Source organism: Synechococcus sp. HK01-R, assembly GCF_014217855.1.
In the GTDB taxonomy this organism is placed as follows: Bacteria; Cyanobacteriota; Cyanobacteriia; order PCC-6307; family Cyanobiaceae; genus Synechococcus_C.
In genome coordinates this window covers 2032945-2052739 of sequence record NZ_CP059059.1, presented here as the reverse complement: position 1 = coordinate 2052739, position 19795 = coordinate 2032945, and the positions used below count along the sequence as shown (strand labels likewise).

Sequence of the window (19795 nt, the reverse complement as noted above, 5' to 3'; positions counted from 1 at the left end):
GTCTGGCGCCCCCCCTTACGATCGTCACAAGACTGCATCAAAGCTGTGGCTCGCGCCGTTGCGCCCCGTCGCACCAGCCGGGACGACATTCCCGTCGCACGACGCACGCGCGCTGGTCGCCGCAGCGGAGCAGGTGCGGGTGGCGGTGGAGGTGCAGCCCTCGTGCTGTCCTGTGGATTGGTCTTTAGTGGTGCCTTGGCAGCGGTCCTGTTTGGACCTTCTCTGCTGGCTCGTCTTTCTGCACCGTCTTCCGTTGTCGAAGGCATCGTCGAACAGCCTTCAGGAGATGGACGCCTTCTCGGTCACTTCCCTTATCCCGAGGTGCCTGTGGTGGATCGTGTCGGTGTTGAGGCGGGCATCGAACTGCATAAAGATGCCGCCGAGGCCTTCCGGGCTCTACAGCAAGCGGCGGCTGCCGATGGTGTGGATTTGCGCTTGCTGAGCGGCTATCGCTCCCATGCGCTTCAGAAGGGGATTTTCTTCGATGTGAAATCCGCTCGTAATCAGACCGCAAGCGAGCGCGCCAAGGTCAGTGCTCCTCCGGGTTATTCGGAGCACAGCACCGGCTTCGCCGTTGATGTGGGAGATGGTGATGATCCGGGCACCAATCTCTCCCAGTCTTTTGAAAGCACTCGGGCCTTCCGCTGGCTTCAGGATCACGCCGCCAGTTATCACTTCACCCTTTCCTTTCCGGACGGTAATGCGCAGGGTGTGAGCTACGAACCCTGGCATTGGCGTTTCGAGGGCTCGTCGGAGGCGCTCCGCGAATTTGAGCCCGCCCGTCGTCTCGCGCAGGGATCTTGAGAGCTTCGCTGCTCCCTGAGCTGCTGGCCCCCGCCGGTGATTGGTCGTCTCTGAAGGCTGCCGTGGCCCAGGGTGCTGATGCGGTCTATTTCGGCGTGGAGGCCTTCAACGCCCGGCTCCGTGCTGAGAACTTCCGACTTGCGGACCTGCCAGAGATCATGGAGTGGTTGCACGCCAGAGGTGTCAAGGGCTTCCTCACCTTCAACGTGCTGGTGTTCAGCGATGAGTTGGAGGCAGCCGCGTCCCTTCTGTTGGCTGCGCACCGGGCCGGTGTCGATGCCTTGATCGTTCAGGACCTGGGGCTTTGTTTGTTAGCCCAGCAGCTTGTGCCTTCCATGGCGCTGCATGCGTCGACTCAGATGTCGATCACCAGTGCAGCGGGGGTGGCCCAGGCGGCAGCAGCTGGTTGCCAACGGGTGGTGTTGGCCCGTGAACTAGCGCTCAAGGACCTTCGCCGACTTCAGAACCAGCTGCAGGATCGCGATCTGTCCATGCCCCTGGAGGTGTTCGTCCACGGTGCCCTGTGTGTGGCTTACTCGGGACAGTGCCTCACCAGTGAATCCCTTGGGCAGCGGAGTGCCAATCGGGGCGAGTGCGCTCAGGCCTGCCGTCTTCCTTATGAGCTGATTGTCGATGGTGAGGCCCGTGACCTCGGGGATCAGCGCTACCTCCTGTCCCCGCAGGATTTATCGGCCTGGACCCTGCTTCCGGAGCTCGTGGATCTGGGGATCGCCAGTTTCAAAATTGAAGGCCGCCTTAAAGACCCCACCTACGTGGCCTCGGTGACCCAGGCCTATCGCCAGCAGCTGGATGGTCTGGAGCCTGACCCCATCGCCGTTCAGCGCCAGCTTGAGCTCGGCTTCTCTCGTGGTCTATCCAGTGGTTGGTTGGCAGGGGTCAATCACCGTCGTTTGGTGCACGGCCGCTGGAGCAAGAAACGTGGCCCCGTGGTGGGTCAGCTTGAGCGCGTGGAAGCGCAGGGCTGGCTTGTGGTCCGGACGGACGAACCCTTGACATGCGGTCAGGGGCTGGTCATGGAAGTGCAAGCTGGTGCTGGTGAAGCATTGCGGCCGCCTCTTGAGGTGGGTGGCCGGATTATGCGCGTGGAGCCCTGTGGCGCGGCTTTCTTGCGGTTGCGTCTCGGTCCGGGGCGTCTCGATTTGCGCGGACTTCTCCCGGGTGCGCCGATCTGGCTTACGGGAGATCCCCAATGGCAGAGCTACTGGCTGCGGCAGGTTGGCAGGGAGACGCCCATTCAAGAGCGGGCTCTCAGGCTCCGCGTCACCGGAACGGATGGCCATCCGTTGACGCTGGAGTTGCTCGAGCCTGTTCCATCCTCTGGGGCTCGCCTCAGCGTGCGCAGCAGCATGCCCCTCCAAGCGGCTAGAGATCAGGGCCTGGATCGCCAGCGGCTTGAACGTCAGATCGGCCGGCTGGGAGGAAGTGGTTGGCGCTTGGATCACCTGGAGATCGATCTGCCTGACGCACTGTTTCTTCCCCTCGCAGAGCTCAACCGCTTGCGTCGGGAGCTGTTGGATCAGTTGGATATGGGTCTTGCTTCCTGCAATGCCCCTTCGTTCACAAACTCTTCGCCAGCGAGTCCAGAGTCCGATCAGCGCGTCATCGCCCAGGCGCTGGAGCATTGTCTGCCGCGCCACAGCACCGATTCTGTTTCGACTGACTCGAGGAGTCGGCCCCCGTCTCTGCATGTGCTGGTGCGCAGTCTTGAGCAGTTGCGCGCGCTCGCTTCTGAATCTGATGGACTCCCGCTGGCCGGAGTGGTCGCCGATCTCGAAGCACCGGCCGATCTGAAAACGGCGGTTTCCATCGGGCGTGGTCTTTGGCCTGACGGTTTGCGTCTCGCCGGGCCACGGATCACTCGACCGGATGAACGTTGGAGCCTTGAGCCACTGATCCGTGCCAATCCGGAGGGCTATCTGGTGCGCAATGCCGATCAGCTGGAGACCCTCACTCCCCTCGCTCCCTGCATCGGCGATTTTTCCTTGAACACGGCGAATCCACTCACCCATCGCTGGTACAGCGATCAGTGGGGGCTCCAGCGCCTGACCGCGAGCTATGACCTCAATCTTGATCAGTTGTTGGATCTCATCACCGGGGTGGACCCAGGCGCGCTTGAGGTGACCCTCCATCAGCACATGCCGCTGTTTCATATGGAGCACTGCCTCTTCTGCGCCTTCCTCTCTGAAGGGCACGATCACACCGATTGCGGAAGGCCTTGCGAACACCACGTGGTGCATCTGCGTGACCGCAGCGGTGTTGAGCATCCGCTCCAGGCCGATCTCGGCTGCCGCAACACCTTGTTCAACGGTCGGGCCCAAAGTGGGGTGGAAGCCCTTCCTGATCTGCTCGCCGCTGGTGTGCGTCACCTCCGCCTGGAGCTTTTGGATGAAGACGGGCCGTCGACGCTCCGTCGTGTTCGGCTCTACGCCCAGGCCCTGACTGGTGAGATTCCCTCCCAGGCTGTCTGGCGACGTGAGCGCATCGACCACCGGCTTGGGGTGACCCGGGGCAGTCTGCGGGCGGAGCGGCCGGAGCGCACCAGTCAGCTTGGATCCTGACCGATCTCACGTTGAGATAGCCTGGGCCGGCTGCGCCTGCGGGCGACTCCCAGCCTTCTTTTCAGACCGTCACGGACCCCAATGAGCGCCCCGAACAAGGCGATTCGCAACATCGCGATCATCGCCCACGTTGACCACGGCAAGACGACCCTGGTCGACGCCCTGCTCAGTCAGTCCGGGATTTTCCGTGACAACGAGGCGGTGCCGACCTGCGTGATGGACTCCAACGACCTGGAGCGTGAGCGCGGTATCACGATCCTGTCGAAGAACACAGCGGTCACCTACAACGACACGCGTATCAACATCGTTGACACCCCTGGTCACGCCGATTTTGGTGGTGAAGTGGAGCGTGTGCTGGGCATGGTGGATGGATGCCTGCTGATCGTGGATGCCAACGAGGGGCCCATGCCCCAGACCCGCTTCGTGCTCAAAAAGGCCCTGGAGCAGGGCCTTCGCCCGATCGTGTTCGTGAACAAAATCGATCGCGCTCGGGTTGATCCCGAAACGGCGGTCGACAAGGTGCTCGATCTGTTCATTGAGCTTGGTGCCGATGACGATCAGTGTGATTTCCCTTATTTGTTCGGCAGTGGTCTTGGCGGCTTCGCCAAGCCCGATATGAAGACCGAAAGCGACAACATGCGGCCGCTGTTCGACGCGATCCTGCGTCATGTTCCGCCGCCGGTCGGTGATCCTGAGAAGCCCCTTCAGCTTCAGATCACGACTCTTGACTACTCCGATTTCCTAGGTCGCATCATTATCGGACGCGTCCATAACGGTGTGATTCGGCAGGGTCAGAGCGCCTCTCTGATTAAGGACGACGGCAGCGTCAAGCGTGGCCGGATCAGCAAACTGCTCGGATTCGAAGGTTTGCAGCGGGTTGAGATTGAGGAGGCTTCCGCCGGAGACCTCGTTGCCGTGGCAGGTTTCGACGATGTGAACATCGGCGAGACCATCGCCTGCCCGGACGAACCGAAAGCTCTGCCTCTGATCAAGGTGGATGAACCCACCTTGCAGATGACCTTTGTGGTCAACGATTCCCCTTTCGCCGGAAAGGAAGGAAAGTTCGTCACCAGCCGTCAGGTTCGCGACCGTCTGCAGAGGGAGCTGCTCACCAACGTGGCTCTGCGGGTGGAAGACACCGACTCCCCCGACCGCTTTGCTGTGAGCGGACGCGGTGAACTCCACCTCGGCATCCTTATTGAGACCATGCGTCGCGAGGGGTATGAGTTCCAGGTGTCGCAGCCTCAGGTGATCTTCCGCACGATCGATGGCACCCCCTGTGAGCCTGTGGAAACTCTGGTGATGGATGTCCCCGAGGAATCCGTCGGGGCCTGCATCGAGAAGCTCGGAACCCGTAAAGGCGAGATGCAGAACATGGAGACCGGACAGGACGGACGCACCCAGCTGGAGTTCATCGTTCCCTCCCGTGGTCTGATCGGGTTCCGAGGTGAGTTCATTCGTGCCACCAGGGGCGAAGGGATCATGAGCCACTCCTTCTTCGAATACAGGCCGATGCTTGGTGACTTCGATACCCGCAGGAACGGCGTCCTGATTGCCTTCGAGGAGGGAACTGCCACCTTCTATGCCCTGAAGAATGCTGAAGATCGCGGTCAATTCTTCATCTCACCTGGTACGAAGGTCTACAAGGGAATGATCATCGGCGAGAACAACCGCCCCCAGGATTTGGAGATCAATATCTGCAAGGCCAAGCAGCTCACCAACATGCGCTCGGCCGGTGCTGATGAACTCGATACCCTGCAGGCGCCCATTCAGATGACCCTGGAAAGGGCCCTTGAATACATCGGACCTGACGAAATGCTGGAGGTGACTCCGGAATCGATTCGTCTTCGCAAGCTTCCAGCCAAGAAGATGGCGAAGCGTTGAGTTCGTCGCCCTCCAATCGTGAGCAGAGTTCAGGGGATTCGCTGACCATTCAGTCGGATCCCCGTTTCTGTGAGGGCATCGCGCTCTTCAACAGGAAGGAGTGGTACGCAGCCCACGATGTTCTCGAAGAGCTCTGGCACGAGACATCAGGGCCTGAGCGCCGCGTTTTACAGGGCCTGATTCAGGTGGCAGTGGCCCACGTGCATCTTCAGAATGGCAATCAGCGAGGGGCGACGATCCTGCTCGGCGAGGGGCTTGGTCGGTTCGCTTCCCCTTCAGCCCCCGATCTTGGTCTCGACCTTCTGACGCTGCAGCACCAGGTGACAGCACGTTTAAAGGCGTTGCAGCACGGGGAGGACCCGGATGTTCTGGAGGCCCCAACCCTGTATCCACGCTGATCGGGTTGTCAGTACATTGGCGATTCGCTGATGGCCCCCTTTGCCAGCTTTCGTCTCCCGGCTGACAGCACTGGCACCACTTTTGGTTCAGATGCTGCTCATTGGCGGTGTCAAGGCCGAACCGCAGCCAGCCCAAGTTTCGGCCGGACCTGCCCCAGCTGTTCAGGCTTCAGACGGTCCCAAAGGTTTGATCACGATTGAATCGGACACCCAGAGCGCGGACAACATCACCGGTGTGGTGACCGCCCTTGGCAATGTGCGGATCGTTTATCCAGCCCGCAAGATGGTGGCCACATCACGACAGGCTCAGTACTTCAGCAAAGAGGGTCGCCTGGTGCTCAGCGGTGATGTTGACGTGATTCAGGAGGGCGGCAACACCTTGAGGGCGGAGCGTGTGGTCTATCTGCTCGATGACGAGCGCGCCGTCGCTGAACCAGCCAAGGGAGCGCAGGTGTTTAGTCAGATGGTGATTCGTCAACCCGCTACTGAAACCAAGAAACCCCCCGGGGTAGGCCCAGCTCAAACCCCATTCACCCCATGAGTCTCTCCCTGGAACGGGTGGCCCTCACCCTTGGTGGCAGGCCGTTGGTTCGTGACCTCTCCATCTCCCTTGATCCTGGCGAGGTGATCGGCCTGCTTGGACCGAATGGCGCTGGCAAGACCACCACCTTCAATCTGGTGATCGGACTCCTGCGTCCTGACCGTGGTCAGGTCCTTCTCGATGGTCACCCGATCGCCGGTTTGGCGATGCCTCAGCGGGCGAGACTCGGTATTGGTTATTTGCCTCAGGAACCGAGTGTTTTCCGTCAGCTCACGGTGCGGGAGAACTTGGAATTGGTTCTGGCACAAAGCTGTCTCCCCCGCCCGCAATGTCGCGAGCGCTTGCATCAGCTGGTTGATGACTTTCACCTCGGTCCTTTCCTGGACCGCCGTGGTTATCAGCTCTCGGGTGGGGAACGCCGTCGTTGTGAAGTCGCCCGTGCCCTTGCCGTCGGTCTTGAGGGACCTCGATATCTCCTGCTGGATGAACCGTTTGCCGGGGTCGATCCCTTGGCCGTGGCCGACCTTCAGCAACTCATCCAGGTGCTTCGTGATCGGGGTATGGGCATCCTGATCACCGATCACAACGTCCGCGAAACCCTTGCGATCACTGACCGTGCCTACATCCTTACGGACGGTTCCATTCTCGCTTCGGGTCCCTCCCAGGACGTGGCCCATGATCCCCTCGTGCGCCGTCATTATCTCGGGGAGGGCTTTCAGCTGTGATCGAGTCCCTGCGCTCTCGCGTGACCAGTCAGGCCCGCCGCATTCCGCTCCTGGATCGCTGGCTGTTGGGGGAGCTGATTGGCCCCCTTTTGTTCGCCATCGCTGCCTTCACGGTGGTCTCCCTTTCGGTAGGGGTGATGTTCGAGCTCGTGCGCAAAATTGTCGAATCAGGCTTGCCGGTGTTGATCGCCGTACGGGTTCTGATGCTGCGGTTGCCCAGCTTTCTGGTGATCTCCTTTCCGATGGCCACCTTGATGGCCACGCTGCTCGCCTATAGCCGTCTATCGGCGAATAGTGAGCTCACGGCCCTGCGCAGTGTTGGTGTCAGTGCCAGTCGCATGATCGCGCCTGCGCTGGTGCTGGCGTTGCTGATGACCGGACTCACCTTCGTGTTCAACGATGTGATCGTTCCTCGGACCAACCGCTCGGCAGAAATCACTCTGCAGCGAGCTCTTGGTAAGGCGATCGCTACAGAAAAGGGAGACAACATTGTGTACTCCCGTTTCGGCCGCCTCGCTGGTGCCGATGGGCAGTCCGACAAGGGCTTGGCTCAGCTGTTCTATGCCCGTGAGTTCCGTGACGGCACGATGAGCGACGTCACGGTGCTTGATTTTTCTCGGGTTGGTTTCACTCAGATGCTTGTGGCCAAACGTGCCAACTGGAACGATCGCGAGAGCAAATGGGAATTTCTGGATGGCCAGATCCTGACCCTCAACCCATCGGGTAGCACCACGGCCGCCGACTTTGATCGGTATCTCTATCCACTCAGTGCGGCACCGATTCGGGTCGCCCAGTTGCCGAAGGACGCCAACAACATGACCGTCGCCGAGGCCGTTGAGGCGGAACGCTTGCTTCTGGACGCGGGCGATCGCAAGGAGGCGCGGCGCCTGCGGGTGCGAATTCAGGAGAAATTCACCTTGCCGATGGCCTGTCTTGTCTTCGGCCTGATTGGCAGCAGCCTCGGAGCCAAGCCGAACAGCCGCACCAGTCGCAGTCAGGGGTTTGGCATCAGCGTTGTGCTCATCCTTGTGTATTACGTGCTCAGTTTCAGTTTCAGTTCTCTCGGTGTGAAGGGCACATTGCCGCCACTCATCGCCGCCTGGTCACCCGTTTTGATTTGTCTGGCCGGAGGCGGAGTGTTGCTGCGTCAGGCCAGTCGTTGATTTCGGCGGTCAGAATCGTCTGATCGGTTATTCCATTGCGTTCTTGATCCACTGATGCCCATCCTGGATGCCGCCTTGCATGAGCCCGTGTTGCTGCTGGGGCTCATCGCCTTCGCTCTGTTGCTCATTGCTCTTCCCTGGGCGTTTTGGGCTCTGTCTTCCGGGCGTAGCTCAGGAGCTGTGCGAACTCTGGTGGCTCTTGCCAATCTCGCCTTCACAGCCCAACTGGTTCTGCGTTGGTGGCAGTCAGGGCACTTTCCGATCAGCAACCTTTACGAATCTCTCTGTTTCCTGGCCTGGGCTTGCACCCTTACGCAGTTGCTCGTGGAGCGCGCTTGGGCTTCTCCCCTGGTGGCTGCAGCGGCCACACCAATGGGGCTCGGCTGCGTTGCATTCGCCAGTTTTGCTCTGCCAGATCGGCTTCAGGAAGCATCCCCTCTGGTGCCTGCGCTCCGCTCGAGCTGGCTCGTGATGCATGTCAGCGTGATCATGGTCAGCTACGCGGCCCTGTTGGTCGGCTCGCTGCTGTCACTGGCCGTGTTGTTCGTGGATCGCGGCGATGCGCTCGAACTCCGCAGCAGCTCGATTGGCAGCGGAGGTTTTCGCCGGGCTGCCCTGCAGGGACCCGATGGAGCGGCACTTGCGGTTGGCGACCTTCAACTCTCCTCGGTTGCCTTTTCACGGATTGAACAGCTCGACAGCCTCAGTTATCGAACGATCACGGTTGGCTTCTTGTTGCTCACGGTCGGCATCATCAGTGGAGCGGTGTGGGCGAACGAAGCCTGGGGAAGTTGGTGGAGCTGGGACCCGAAGGAGACCTGGGCTCTGATCTGCTGGCTTGTGTATGCCGCCTACCTTCACACCCGTCTCAGTCGTGGTTGGCAGGGCCGTCGACCTGCGCTTGTCGCAGCGGTCGGTCTTGTTGTGATCGTGGTTTGTTACATCGGCGTGAATCTCCTGGGAATCGGACTGCACAGCTATGGCTGGTTCTTCGGCAGCTGAGGCCCGACGCGTTGGTTGATAAACAAAGCCCCGCCTTGGCGGGGCTTTGTGAGATTTCTCCAGTGAAAGGGGCTCAGACGAGCACGCCTTCGGGTCGCTTGCTATCGCGAATGCCCTGAATCGCTGCGGCGTAATCAGGCTGGTTGAACACGCCGGAACCACTCACGATCGCGTTGGCTCCCGCCTCAATCACCTTCCAGGCATTGGCTCCTTTGATGCCGCCGTCGACCTCGATCCAGGGGTCAAGACCCTTCTCATCACACATGCGGCGCAGATCACGGATCTTCTGAACCTGGCTCTCAATGAAGCTTTGGCCGCCGAAGCCTGGGTTCACACTCATGATCAACACCAGATCGCAGAGCTCAAGGCAATACTCAAGCGTGTCGATTGGGGTGCTGGGGTTCAGCACTGCACCGGCTTTCTTGCCGAGATCCTTGATCTGAGCCAGGTTGCGATGCAGGTGCGGGCAGGCTTCCACTTGCACAGAAATGATGTCTGCGCCGGCTTTCGCGAAATCGGGAACGTACTTTTCCGGCTCCACGATCATCAGGTGCACATCCAGGGGCTTTGTTGTCACTGGACGGAGTGCGTCAACGATCAGGGGGCCGATCGTGATGTTGGGGACGAAGCGTCCATCCATCACATCCACATGAATCCAATCGGCGCCGGCCTGATCGACTGCTTTCACCTCCTCCCCGAGGCGAGCGAAATCGGCCGAAAGGATCGATGGGGAGATCACCAGGGGCTTGGTGCTCATGAAGGCGTCCGCAGGAATGCGCGGCGATTGTAGGAAGCGCGGATGCCGCTGATACAGTGAGCCGCGCTCAAGAGCTGGAAAGCCCTGCGGCATCGGGTCCGTGGCCCAGGCCAGCCGATTCCGTCGGTTCGCTCCCATGCCGGTTCGTCCGTTCCGCTCTCCGTTCGCTGCACCCGTTCCCAACGCCGCACACCCGTGGATCGCACTCTTATCCAGGAAATTCTCGAGGTCGTCGAGCAGGCGGCTATCGCCTCTGCACGCCTCACTGGTCTCGGCCAAAAGGACGAAGCCGATGCCGCTGCTGTCGAGGCCATGCGCCAGCGCATGGGTCAGATCCAGATGCAGGGCCGGATCGTGATCGGTGAAGGTGAGCGGGACGAAGCCCCCATGCTTTACATCGGTGAGGAAGTGGGCAGCGGCACCGGCCCAGGTGTTGACTTCGCTGTGGACCCCTGCGAAGGCACCAACCTCTGTGCCAACAACCAACGCGGCTCCATGGCCGTCCTCGCTGCTTCCGACCGCGGCGGTCTCTTCAATGCCCCCGACTTCTACATGAAGAAGCTGGCTGCTCCCCCGGCTGCCAAGGGCAAGGTGGACATCCGTAAGTCGGCCACCGAAAACATCAAGATCCTCAGCGAGTGCCTTGGCCTTGCCGTGAACGAGCTCACCATCGTTGTGATGGATCGTGCCCGTCACAAGGATCTGATCGCTGAGATCCGTGCCACCGGTGCTCGTGTGCAGCCCATCTCCGATGGTGATGTGCAGGCTGCGATCGCCTGTGGTTTTGCTGGCACCGGCACCCACTGCCTGATGGGCATTGGTGCGGCTCCCGAAGGTGTGATCTCTGCGGCAGCCATGCGCGCACTCGGCGGTCACTTCCAGGGACAGCTCGTCTACGACCCCGCGGTTGCTCAGACCAAAGAGTGGGCTGACCTCACCAAGGAAGGCAACCTGGCGCGCCTGGCTGAGATGGGCATCAGCGATCCCGACAAGATCTACGAGGCCGAGGAGCTGGCTTCCGGCGAGCACGTCGTTTTTGCAGGCAGCGGAATCACCGATGGTCTCCTCTTCCACGGCGTTAAGTTCGAGAAGGACTGCACCCGCACGAGCAGCCTGGTGATCAGCAATCTCGACAACACCTGCCGCTTCACCAACACGGTGCACATCAAGGACGGAGCCCAGAGCATCGCTCTGAGCTGAACGTCGCATCGTCTGGATTCGAGGACCTAACTCCATGCATATTGCCGTCGTCGGCCTCAGTCATCGAACGGCACCTGTCGAAGTCCGGGAGAAGCTCAGCATCCCGGAACACACCATGGAGTCCTCGCTCCAGAGCCTTCGTGGCCACGAGCAGGTGCTAGAGGCATCCATCCTCAGCACCTGCAATCGGCTCGAGATCTACACACTGGTGCAGCATCCCGAGCAGGGGATTTCAGCGGTCAGGGAGTTTTTGAGTGGTCACTCTGGTCTTCCGACCGATGACCTCACCCCTCATCTCTTCACCTTCCATCACCAGGAAGCCGTCGCCCATCTGCTCAGGGTTTCTGCAGGCCTCGACAGTCTTGTGCTCGGAGAGGGGCAGATCCTCTCCCAGGTGAAGAAGATGATGCGCCTGGGCCAGGAGCACAAATCGATCGGCCCGATTCTCAATCGACTGCTGACTCAGGCCGTGAGCACCGGAAAGCGGGTGCGGAGCGAAACCAATCTCGGGACGGGTGCGGTGTCGATCAGTTCGGCCGCTGTCGAGCTGGCTCAGCTGAAGCTTGGACAATCCCGCGGTCTCGATCAGCTTGTCAGCCTTGAGTCCGAGCAGGTGGCTGTGGTCGGCGCAGGCCGCATGAGTCGCCTGCTGCTTCAGCATCTGCAGGCCAAAGGCTGTTCCGGCGTTGTGCTGCTGAACCGCACCCGGGAACGAGCCCTCACCCTGGCGGCCGATTTTCCGTCCCTGCCGGTGCAGTGTCGCTCCCTCGAGGATCTCGACCATTGCCTGAGCACCTGTTCACTGGTGTTCACCAGCACCGCGGCGGATGAACCGATCATCGACGCAGCCCGTCTTCAGGGCCTTAATCGCCGCAGTTCCCTGCGTTTGATCGATATTGGCGTGCCTCGCAATATCGCCTCCGATGTCACCGGTCTTCCCGGAGTGGAAGCCCATGATGTGGATGATCTCCAAGAGGTGGTCGCCCGCAACCAGGAGGCCCGTCAACAGGTGGCTCGCGAAGCCCAGGGTTTGCTTGATGAGGAGGGTCGCCTGTTCCTTGAATGGTGGGACAGTCTCGAGGCCGTTCCCACCATCAACCGTTTACGGGCTTCCCTTGAGGAGATCCGCACTGAAGAGCTCCAGAAAGCCCTCAGTCGTATGGGACCTGATTTTTCTGCGCGTGAGCGCAAGGTGGTGGAAGCCCTCACCAAGGGCATCATTAACAAGATCCTGCACACCCCGGTAACGGAGTTGCGTAGCCCTCAGACGCGGTTGGAACGACAGCAGGCCCTCCGGGTGGTGGAGCGCATTTTCGACCTCACGCCGCCAGTCCAGGGCTGAATCCCAGCAATCTCGACGGATCTTGCCCGCGAGGCGGTTCTAGAAGCGAAATGTCCGGTAGGTTTGCACGCGCAAAGCCGATCTGAGGGGGCGGCATGAAGCGCGTTCTGGCCATCATTCTGGGCGGGGGAGCTGGAACCCGTCTGTATCCGCTCACCAAGATGCGGGCCAAGCCGGCTGTTCCCCTGGCTGGTAAGTACCGCCTGATTGATATTCCAATTAGTAACTGCATCAACTCCAGCATCACCAAGATGTATGTGTTGACGCAGTTCAACAGCGCCTCACTGAATCGGCACCTCTCTCAGACCTACGACCTCAGCGCGGGGTTTGGCCAGGGATTCGTTGAAGTGCTCGCCGCCCAGCAGACGCCTGAAAGCCCCTCCTGGTTCGAAGGCACCGCTGATGCCGTTCGCAAATATCAGTGGCTGTTTCAGGAATGGGATGTTGATGAATACCTGATCCTCTCCGGTGATCAGCTCTACCGGATGGACTACAGCCAGTTCGTCGAGCACCATCGTCAATCTGGTGCCGACCTCACTGTTGCAGCGCTTCCGGTGGATGCAAAACAGGCTGAGGCCTTTGGCCTCATGCGCACCGATGCCCACGGCACGATCCAGGAGTTCCGTGAGAAGCCCAAGGGTGATGCACTGAAAGAGATGGCTGTGGATACCTCCCGCTTCGGTCTGTCAGCCGAGTCGGCAGAGCAGAAGCCCTATCTGGCTTCTATGGGTATCTATGTGTTCAGCAGAAAGGCCCTGTTTGATCTGCTCAACAACAATCCCGAGCACAAGGATTTCGGCAAGGAAGTCATCCCAGAGGCACTGGCCAGTGGCATGACCTTGAAGAGCTATGTCTTTGATGACTATTGGGAAGACATTGGAACCATCGGTGCCTTCTACGAAGCCAACCTGGCCCTGACTCAGCAGCCCACCCCCCCCTTCAGCTTCTACGACGAAGACTTTCCGATTTACACCCGTCCCCGCTATCTGCCACCAAGCAAGCTGGTTGACGCCCAGATCACCGAATCGATCATTGGCGAGGGCACAATTCTCAAATCCTGCAGCATCCACCACTGTGTTTTGGGCGTCCGCAGCCGCGTTGAGGATGATGTGGTGCTCCAGGATTCCCTGCTGATGGGATCCGACTTCTTTGAATCCTCTTCCGAGCGGGCCGTCTTGCGAGAGCGTGGAGGCATTCCTCTGGGTGTGGGTCAAGGGACCACGGTGAAGCGCGCCATCCTTGATAAAAATGCTCGGATTGGTAGCAATGTCACCATCGTCAATAAAGACCATGTGGATGAAGCCGATCGCCCCGAGCTGGGTTTCTACATCCGTAACGGAATTGTTGTGGTTGTCAAAAATGCCTCCATCCCCGATGGGACGGTGATTTAACCCCTGGTTGGGTGACGCCTCCCTAACAGACGTCGCCCAGGTTGCAGCCGAACCTTCATCCCGTGGTCACACTGACGCCAGTGAAAGACTTCACGGATCCATGTCCAAGGCGCACTTCGGTCTGATCGGTCTCGGTGTGATGGGCGAGAACCTCGTCCTCAATGCCGAGCGCAACGGCTTCTCCAGCGTCGTCTACAACCGCACCTACGCCAAGACTCAGGAATTTCTGGCTGGTCGAGGTGCAGGGAAGAACATCCAGGGTGCGACGGACCTTCAGGACTTCGTGAACAAGCTGGAGCGTCCTCGCCGGATCCTGATGATGGTGAAGGCCGGTGGTCCTGTTGATGCCGTTATCCAACAGATCTCCCCCTATCTAGAGGAAGGGGATCTTCTGATTGATGGTGGTAATTCCGAATACCACGACACCGAGCGTCGGGTGGCCGAGCTGGAGAGCAAAAGCTTTGGTTTTATCGGCATGGGCGTGTCCGGTGGAGCGAAGGGTGCCCTGGAAGGTCCGAGCATGATGCCCGGCGGCACCAAGGCGTCCTATGACGCGATTGAAAGCCTGGTTTGCAAGATGGCCGCCCAGGTGGAGGACGGGCCCTGCGTCACCTACATCGGTCCTGGTGGTTCCGGCCATTTCGTCAAGACCGTCCACAACGGTATTGAGTACGGAATTGAGCAGATCCTGGCTGAGGGGTACGACCTCATGAAGCGGGTCGGCGGCATGAGCGGCAGCCAGATGGCGGATGTGTTCGCTTACTGGAACAGCACTGAGGAACTCTCCTCCTATCTCGTTGAGATCACTGAGGTGTGCCTGCGGACCAAGGACCCCGACGACGGCAGTGACCTGGTCGAAAAAATTCAAGACAAGGCCGGCCAGAAGGGAACGGGGCTCTGGACCGTGGTCAGCGCCCTTCAGATGGGCGCTTCGGTGCCAACGATTTATGCCTCACTGAACGGTCGGGTGATGAGCTCGATGAAGGATCAGCGCATCAAGGCGGAGCCAATTCTCAAGGGACCTGCAATCAAGCCCTTCGCGATGGGGACTCCGGCGGATGGCATGGCGCCATTGATGGACGCCATGGTGCTGGCGAGTATGGCGAGTTATGCCCAGGGCATGGAGTTGTTGCGCATCGCTTCTGCAGAGCACAACTACAACTTGCACATGCCTTCGATCGCGCAGATCTGGAAGGGTGGCTGCATCATCCGCGCCCGTTTGCTCAAGCGGATCCAGGATGCCTTCAATGCCGATCCCCAGCTTGCCAACCTTCTGATCGACCCCTGGTTCGCTGAGCAGGTGAACCGTCGTCTGCCCGGTCTGGCTCAGGTGGTGGCAGGTGCCGCCGAGGCCGGTATTCCTGTGCCATGCCTGAGCAGCACTCTCGATTACATCAACAGCTATCGCACCGCCCGCCTGCCCCAGAATCTCGTGCAGGCCATGCGCGACTGCTTTGGTTCTCATACCTACGAGCGTATGGACAAGCCCGGAACCTTCCACACCGAGTGGCTCAGCTGAGGTGCGCTCATGAACGCCTATCGCATCGAACGGGCCAAGGATCCCCAGGATCTGGCCCGTCGCGCTGCTGAGCACATCGCCACCGCCATTGATCTGGCCCTGGATCAGCGGGATCGGGCTCAGATTGCCCTCTCCGGGGGCTCGACTCCGGCCGCCGCCTATGAGCTCCTAGGCCGAGAACATCTCCCTTGGGATCGGGTGGATGTGTTTCTTGGTGATGAGCGCTGGGTGGCTGCCGATGATGCCTCAAGCAATGCCCGCATGCTGCGCAGCACCCTGCTCAAGGAGGGGCAGCCGGGATCGCGCGCCTGTTTTCATCCTGTGCCCACGGTTGCATTGCCATCTCCGGAGGCCAGTGCCGATGCCTTTGCTCAGCTGGTTTCAGGCATCTGCGCTGGTGAGCCGCCCGTGTTTGACCTGATGTCTCTTGGCCTTGGTGATGACGGTCATACCGCCTCGTTGTTTCCCGGTACCGAGGCTCCTTCCGTTCGCGATCGCTGGACCACGATTGGCCGGGGAAAGGGGTTGGACCGAATCACCCTCACGGCACCGGTGCTGAGTGCTGCCAGGCAGGTGCTGTTTCTGGTGAGTGGTGAAGGCAAGCAGCAAGCTCTATCTCGCCTTCTCGACCCCAGTGAATCTGCTGAGCGCACCCCCGCGAAGTTGGTGCAACCTGGTTCGGAGATCATCGTGGTCGCGGATCAGGGTGCCTGTGGGGATCACTGATCCCCTTGCGCAGCTCCGGCTCTGAATCATTCAGGATTGAGGATTCCATCCAGCCTCACTGTGACCCTCACCCCACCCGAGCCTGCCGCTGACGTGCGCGTCATCGCTGCCGGATCAAGCTTCTCGGAATGGGCCAGTTTGAATGACACGATCATGGGCGGCTCCAGTCGTGCCGGCTGTCGCCTCACTTCAGAGGGGCTTGTTCTCGAAGGAGAGGTGGTGAGTGAAGGCGGAGGTTTTGTCAGTTGTCGGTCTCCTGTCTATCGTCCGCCGCTTGATCTCAGTCGCTATCGCGGATTGCGCCTGCGTGTGGATGGCGGCGGGCGAACCCTGAAGCTCGCTGTTGCCTGTGCCGATGGAGTGATGGGGTTGACGGAACTGATTCCCGGAGGTTTGCGATGGGTGGCTCCGTTGCCAACCCTTGCCGAAGGCACCACCACGCTTGAAATCCCTTTCAGCATCCTCAAGCCGGTGGTTCGAGCGCAGCCCGTGACCTTGCCTGTGAAGTTTCAGGCTTCTGCTTTGACCCGTCTTCAGCTTCTCCACTCACGGTTCGCTGACGACGGGAGTGAGAACTCTGGGTATCGGGCTGGTTCGATTCAACTGCTCGTTCGCTCGATCGAGGCCTACCGCTGATGGATTTGCTGGCTTTGATTGCAGCTGCCGCAGATGTCTGCCGTAAACCCCTGCGCCACGGTGTTGTGCCAGTGGGTGCTGATGACGCCGAGCCGCAGACCATCCACCTCGATGACCTGCGGCTTCGCCTCGAAGCGAGGGATCCCGATGGGGCCCGTCAGCAGCTCCACGATCTTGAGCTGGAGATCTATCGCAGTGGTGCCGATCTCAACCTGATGCTGGGTTGGTGGGAGCAACCCGATCGACCGCTGCTCTGGCAGGGACAGCATCCAGTGTGGATGGACGGGAGCAGTGGTCAGCGCTGTACTCCTCCCTCCGACGGTGCCCCGATCGAAGCACTAGCGAGGCGCTTGCGTGCTCTGCTGGTGGGATCTCTGGCTCAGGAGGGCGGCTGATCAGTGACGGCTCCCAAACTGCTGGAGCTGACCAGTCGCGCGTATTTGCCCAGAATCCCCGTCCGATATTTCGGAGTAGGCGGCACCCAGGCGTTACGTCGACGTGCCAATTCCGTGTCGTCTACGTTGAGTTGGATGAGCAGCTTGTTGGCATCCACCGTGATGCTGTCTCCTTCTTCGATCAGCCCGATCGTGCCGCCCACAGCGGCTTCCGGGGCCACATGGCCAATCACAAGCCCATAGGAGCCACCCGAGAAGCGTCCATCGGTGATCAGGGCCACTTTGTCGAGGAGACCCTGGCCCACGATTGCCGAGGTGGGGCTGAGCATTTCGCGCATACCAGGTCCTCCTACGGGGCCCTCGTTGCGCACCACCACCACGTCCCCGGCTTGAATCCGCTTGTCGAGAATTGCTTCTAAGCAGGTCTCCTCGCTTTCGAAAACGCGTGCTGGTCCGGTGATCACAGGGTTCTTCACGCCGCTGATCTTGGCGACCGCACCCTCTTCGGCAAGGTTGCCCTTGAGGATTGCCAGATGCCCTTTGGCGTAGAGGGGGTTGGAGAGAGGGCGTATCACCTCTTGATCCGCTGGAGGTACCGAAGGCACATCGGCGAGCAGCTCCTTCAGCGTCGTTCCCTCGATGGTCCGACAGTCGCCGTGCAGCAATCCTGCATCGAGCAGCAGTTTCATCACCTGGGGGATACCGCCGGCCTGGTGTAGGTCCACGGTGACAAAACGGCCACTGGGCTTGAGGTCGCAGATCACTGGAACGCGTTCACGGATGCGCTCGAAGTCATCAATGCTGAGTTCCACCCCGGCGGTGCGTGCAATCGCCAGCAGGTGGAGGACCGAGTTGGTGGAGCCGCCCACCGCCATGATCACGCTGATGGCGTTCTCGAAGGCCTCCCGGGTCATCAGATCGAGGGGGCGGATGTTCGCCTTGATCGCCTCCACAAGCACTTCGGCGGAGCGAGCAGCGCTCTCGGCCTTTTCCTCGTCTTCAGCCGCCATCGTTGAGCTGTAAGGAAGGCTCAACCCCATGGTTTCGATTGCCGCGCTCATGGTGTTGGCGGTGAACATCCCTCCGCAACTGCCTGCTCCAGGGCAGGCGTTCTTTTCAATCGCGGTCAGTTGTTCTTCGTCGATCTTGCCGCTGGTGATCTGGCCCACCGCCTCAAACGCACTGACAACGGTCAGGTCGCAGCCCCCCAGCTTGCCGGGTTTGATCGTTCCCCCGTATACAAAAATCGAGGGGATGTTCATTCGGGCCATGGCCAGCATTGCGCCAGGCATGTTCTTGTCGCAGCCTCCGACGGCGAGCACGCCGTCCATGCTCTGGCCATTGCAGGCGGTCTCGATCGCATCCGCGATCACCTCACGGCTCACAAGGGAATATTTCATCCCCTCGGTGCCCATCGAAATGCCATCACTCACCGTGATCGTGCCGAAGGTCTGCGGCATCCCTCCAGCGAGACGGGCGGCCTCTTCGGCCCTTCGGGCCAGGTCATTCAGACCGACATTGCACGGGGTGATCGTGCTGTAGCCGTTGGCGATCCCAATGATCGGTTTGCCGAAATCAGAATCCCCGAAGCCAACGGCCCTGAGCATGGCCCGATTGGGTGAACGCTGAATCCCCTGCGTGATGGCGTCGGAGCGGAGCATCGATGGCAGCCGGAGGGCGGTGATGGTTCTTGGCCAACCTACCGAGTGCCCGGTCAGCCCCTGGCCCCGAGATCCTCAAGCTGGCGTCGCACATCTGCAATCGCGGTGTTGAGCTGTTCCACCTTCCTTTCGAGTTGATGATCGGCGCTCTGCAGGCTGTCTTGGTCGCTGTCTTCACTTCCGTCTTGAAGACGGGGTGCGTAGAGCATCGAGCGTTGCCGCTGAAGCCGCTGGCGACGATCCGCTTCCGATAAGAGCCACCAGGCGAGTCCGGCTGCCCCGAGGACTGCTCCGCTGATCAGTGTGGCCAGGCTGCCGCTGGCGGTCTCCCGCTGATGGGCCATGACTGTTTCTCAGTGTCCAAAGACTAGGTGCTGCCAGTCGTTCTGATCTGAAGCCGTTGCACTGGTTCTCCAATGCCTGGGTTCACGCGCCCGTCTGGCTCCAGTCCCTCATCGATGCAGGCGGTGTGAATGGTGAGGTCGGGCATGCGCTCACCGATGCTCTTCAACCCTGGGCTGGCGGCCACGGCTGTGACCACCCGCAACCTGCGTCCATCGTTGACGCCTCGTTCGGCCAGCTGTTCAAGCAGATCGAGCAGGATCCTTCCACTGCTGATTTGGTCGATGAACAACACCACACCAGCCTGGCCTTCGATCTGATCTGGAACACTGGAAAGGCACAGCTCTGCATTAGGCAGCACCTGTCTGGCCCCCTGCCAGAGCGAGAGCCCACCAGGAAGCACAGGGACGGCCAACAGGGGAACCGCGGCTTCGATCACGTGACCGTCTGTTGTTGCCACTGGGGTCGTCACGGTTTCACGCCGATGGGGGAGCCAGTCGCGGACCGCTTCATAGGTGAGCCATCGCCCCAGCTCCTCCATTCCGGTTCCATAGAGGGCCGCCGGTGTGCCCGCATGACGGAGCACCGTCAACCAGTGGGCGATCAATGGATGGGGGGGGACCACCACCCGCAATGTCTTGGCCATGACGCGTGGTTTAGCGGACGACTGCCATAACGTGACCACTCAAACTACGGCAGGTCCTTCGCGACCACGTCGGTGATTCCTTCT

General features: G+C 60.4%; 19 protein-coding genes. 15 read left to right on the top strand and 4 right to left on the bottom strand.

Annotation, left to right across the window (positions count from 1 at the left end; genetic code table 11):
• Positions 1-45: 45 nt before the first annotated feature.
• The 8 genes from H0O21_RS10900 to ccsB all read left to right on the top strand — a co-directional run bounded on the left by H0O21_RS10900 (position 46) and on the right by ccsB (position 9096).
• Positions 46-804 carry a M15 family metallopeptidase gene (locus H0O21_RS10900; protein ID WP_185189678.1) on the top strand — a complete coding sequence of 253 codons (759 nt, stop codon included), beginning with the start codon at positions 46-48 and terminating at the stop codon, positions 802-804.
• The gene (locus H0O21_RS10895; protein ID WP_185189677.1) at positions 801-3383 is read left to right on the top strand and encodes a U32 family peptidase; all 2583 of its coding nucleotides are present in this window, start codon (positions 801-803) and stop codon (positions 3381-3383) included. The genes H0O21_RS10900 and H0O21_RS10895 overlap by 4 nt, the downstream gene beginning before the upstream one ends.
• Before the next feature lie 81 nt (positions 3384-3464).
• The gene (typA, locus tag H0O21_RS10890; RefSeq protein WP_185189676.1) at positions 3465-5267 is read left to right on the top strand and encodes a translational GTPase TypA; all 1803 of its coding nucleotides are present in this window, start codon (positions 3465-3467) and stop codon (positions 5265-5267) included.
• On the top strand, positions 5264-5665 hold the full coding sequence (locus H0O21_RS10885; protein ID WP_255441007.1) for a DUF309 domain-containing protein: 402 nt from the start codon (positions 5264-5266) through the stop codon (positions 5663-5665). Before typA ends, H0O21_RS10885 begins: the two co-directional genes overlap by 4 nt.
• 91 nt (positions 5666-5756) lie before the next feature.
• A complete protein-coding gene (locus H0O21_RS10880; protein ID WP_255441006.1) occupies positions 5757-6206 on the top strand; it encodes an LptA/OstA family protein in 450 nt (149 codons plus the stop codon).
• Positions 6203-6931 carry an LPS export ABC transporter ATP-binding protein gene (gene lptB, locus H0O21_RS10875; protein WP_131455398.1) on the top strand — a complete coding sequence of 243 codons (729 nt, stop codon included), beginning with the start codon at positions 6203-6205 and terminating at the stop codon, positions 6929-6931. The genes H0O21_RS10880 and lptB overlap by 4 nt, the downstream gene beginning before the upstream one ends.
• Positions 6928-8094: an LptF/LptG family permease gene (locus H0O21_RS10870; RefSeq protein WP_185189675.1), complete on the top strand. Its 1167-nt coding sequence runs from the start codon at positions 6928-6930 to the stop codon at positions 8092-8094. The genes lptB and H0O21_RS10870 overlap by 4 nt, the downstream gene beginning before the upstream one ends.
• Before the next feature lie 54 nt (positions 8095-8148).
• Positions 8149-9096, top strand: a complete 948-nt coding sequence (gene ccsB, locus H0O21_RS10865; protein ID WP_131455396.1) for a c-type cytochrome biogenesis protein CcsB — start codon at positions 8149-8151, stop codon at positions 9094-9096.
• Positions 9097-9169: 73 nt separating this feature from the next.
• Here ccsB and rpe read toward each other — a convergent pair whose 3' ends face one another.
• Complete coding sequence (gene rpe, locus H0O21_RS10860) at positions 9170-9853, bottom strand: ribulose-phosphate 3-epimerase (RefSeq protein WP_131455395.1); 684 nt, start codon at positions 9851-9853, stop codon at positions 9170-9172.
• A gap of 195 nt (positions 9854-10048) precedes the next feature.
• Here rpe and glpX point away from each other — a divergent pair, with 195 nt between their 5' ends.
• The 7 genes from glpX (at position 10049) to H0O21_RS10825 (ending at position 17062) form a co-directional block, all read left to right on the top strand.
• On the top strand, positions 10049-11053 hold the full coding sequence (glpX, locus tag H0O21_RS10855) for a class II fructose-bisphosphatase (protein ID WP_131455394.1): 1005 nt from the start codon (positions 10049-10051) through the stop codon (positions 11051-11053).
• Between the two features lie 34 nt (positions 11054-11087).
• Positions 11088-12395 (top strand): glutamyl-tRNA reductase, encoded by a 1308-nt coding sequence (locus H0O21_RS10850; protein ID WP_131455393.1) that lies wholly within the window; start codon positions 11088-11090, stop codon positions 12393-12395.
• 95 nt (positions 12396-12490) lie between these two features.
• Positions 12491-13786: a glucose-1-phosphate adenylyltransferase gene (locus H0O21_RS10845; protein ID WP_131455392.1), complete on the top strand. Its 1296-nt coding sequence runs from the start codon at positions 12491-12493 to the stop codon at positions 13784-13786.
• 100 nt (positions 13787-13886) lie between these two features.
• Positions 13887-15305, top strand: a complete 1419-nt coding sequence (gndA, locus tag H0O21_RS10840) for an NADP-dependent phosphogluconate dehydrogenase (protein WP_185189674.1) — start codon at positions 13887-13889, stop codon at positions 15303-15305.
• Between the two features lie 9 nt (positions 15306-15314).
• Entirely contained in the window at positions 15315-16031 is a 717-nt protein-coding gene (gene pgl, locus H0O21_RS10835) for a 6-phosphogluconolactonase (RefSeq protein ID WP_185189673.1), read from the top strand.
• 60 nt (positions 16032-16091) lie between these two features.
• Positions 16092-16667: a CIA30 family protein gene (locus tag H0O21_RS10830; protein WP_131455592.1), complete on the top strand. Its 576-nt coding sequence runs from the start codon at positions 16092-16094 to the stop codon at positions 16665-16667.
• Positions 16667-17062 (top strand): hypothetical protein, encoded by a 396-nt coding sequence (locus H0O21_RS10825; RefSeq protein WP_185189672.1) that lies wholly within the window; start codon positions 16667-16669, stop codon positions 17060-17062. Before H0O21_RS10830 ends, H0O21_RS10825 begins: the two co-directional genes overlap by 1 nt.
• Here the strand turns inward: H0O21_RS10825 and ilvD are convergent.
• From ilvD to H0O21_RS10810, 3 genes are read right to left on the bottom strand one after another with little or no spacing between them, the layout of a single operon-like run.
• The gene (gene ilvD / locus H0O21_RS10820; RefSeq protein WP_131455388.1) at positions 17047-18723 is read right to left on the bottom strand and encodes a dihydroxy-acid dehydratase; all 1677 of its coding nucleotides are present in this window, start codon (positions 18721-18723) and stop codon (positions 17047-17049) included. The genes H0O21_RS10825 and ilvD overlap by 16 nt on opposite strands.
• 53 nt (positions 18724-18776) lie before the next feature.
• A complete protein-coding gene (locus H0O21_RS10815) occupies positions 18777-19067 on the bottom strand; it encodes a hypothetical protein (RefSeq protein ID WP_131455387.1) in 291 nt (96 codons plus the stop codon).
• 23 nt (positions 19068-19090) lie between these two features.
• Positions 19091-19711 (bottom strand): uracil phosphoribosyltransferase, encoded by a 621-nt coding sequence (locus tag H0O21_RS10810; protein WP_185189671.1) that lies wholly within the window; start codon positions 19709-19711, stop codon positions 19091-19093.
• Between the last annotated feature and the right edge of the window lie 84 nt (positions 19712-19795).

What these genes read in the sequence shown, in the direction of transcription:
- typA (WP_185189676.1), top strand. Translation starts at nt 3,465, where the DNA reads ATGAGCGCCCCGAACAAGGCGATTCGCAACATCGCGATCATCGCCCAC.
- H0O21_RS10880 (WP_255441006.1), top strand. Translation starts at nt 5,757, where the DNA reads ATGCTGCTCATTGGCGGTGTCAAGGCCGAACCGCAGCCAGCCCAAGTT.
- lptB (WP_131455398.1), top strand. Translation starts at nt 6,203, where the DNA reads ATGAGTCTCTCCCTGGAACGGGTGGCCCTCACCCTTGGTGGCAGGCCG.
- ccsB (WP_131455396.1), top strand. Translation starts at nt 8,149, where the DNA reads ATGCCCATCCTGGATGCCGCCTTGCATGAGCCCGTGTTGCTGCTGGGG.
- rpe (WP_131455395.1), bottom strand. Translation starts at nt 9,853, where the DNA reads ATGAGCACCAAGCCCCTGGTGATCTCCCCATCGATCCTTTCGGCCGAT.
- H0O21_RS10850 (WP_131455393.1), top strand. Translation starts at nt 11,088, where the DNA reads ATGCATATTGCCGTCGTCGGCCTCAGTCATCGAACGGCACCTGTCGAA.
- H0O21_RS10845 (WP_131455392.1), top strand. Translation starts at nt 12,491, where the DNA reads ATGAAGCGCGTTCTGGCCATCATTCTGGGCGGGGGAGCTGGAACCCGT.
- gndA (WP_185189674.1), top strand. Translation starts at nt 13,887, where the DNA reads ATGTCCAAGGCGCACTTCGGTCTGATCGGTCTCGGTGTGATGGGCGAG.
- pgl (WP_185189673.1), top strand. Translation starts at nt 15,315, where the DNA reads ATGAACGCCTATCGCATCGAACGGGCCAAGGATCCCCAGGATCTGGCC.
- H0O21_RS10825 (WP_185189672.1), top strand. Translation starts at nt 16,667, where the DNA reads ATGGATTTGCTGGCTTTGATTGCAGCTGCCGCAGATGTCTGCCGTAAA.
- ilvD (WP_131455388.1), bottom strand. Translation starts at nt 18,723, where the DNA reads ATGCTCCGCTCCGACGCCATCACGCAGGGGATTCAGCGTTCACCCAAT.
- H0O21_RS10815 (WP_131455387.1), bottom strand. Translation starts at nt 19,067, where the DNA reads ATGGCCCATCAGCGGGAGACCGCCAGCGGCAGCCTGGCCACACTGATC.
- H0O21_RS10810 (WP_185189671.1), bottom strand. Translation starts at nt 19,711, where the DNA reads ATGGCCAAGACATTGCGGGTGGTGGTCCCCCCCCATCCATTGATCGCC.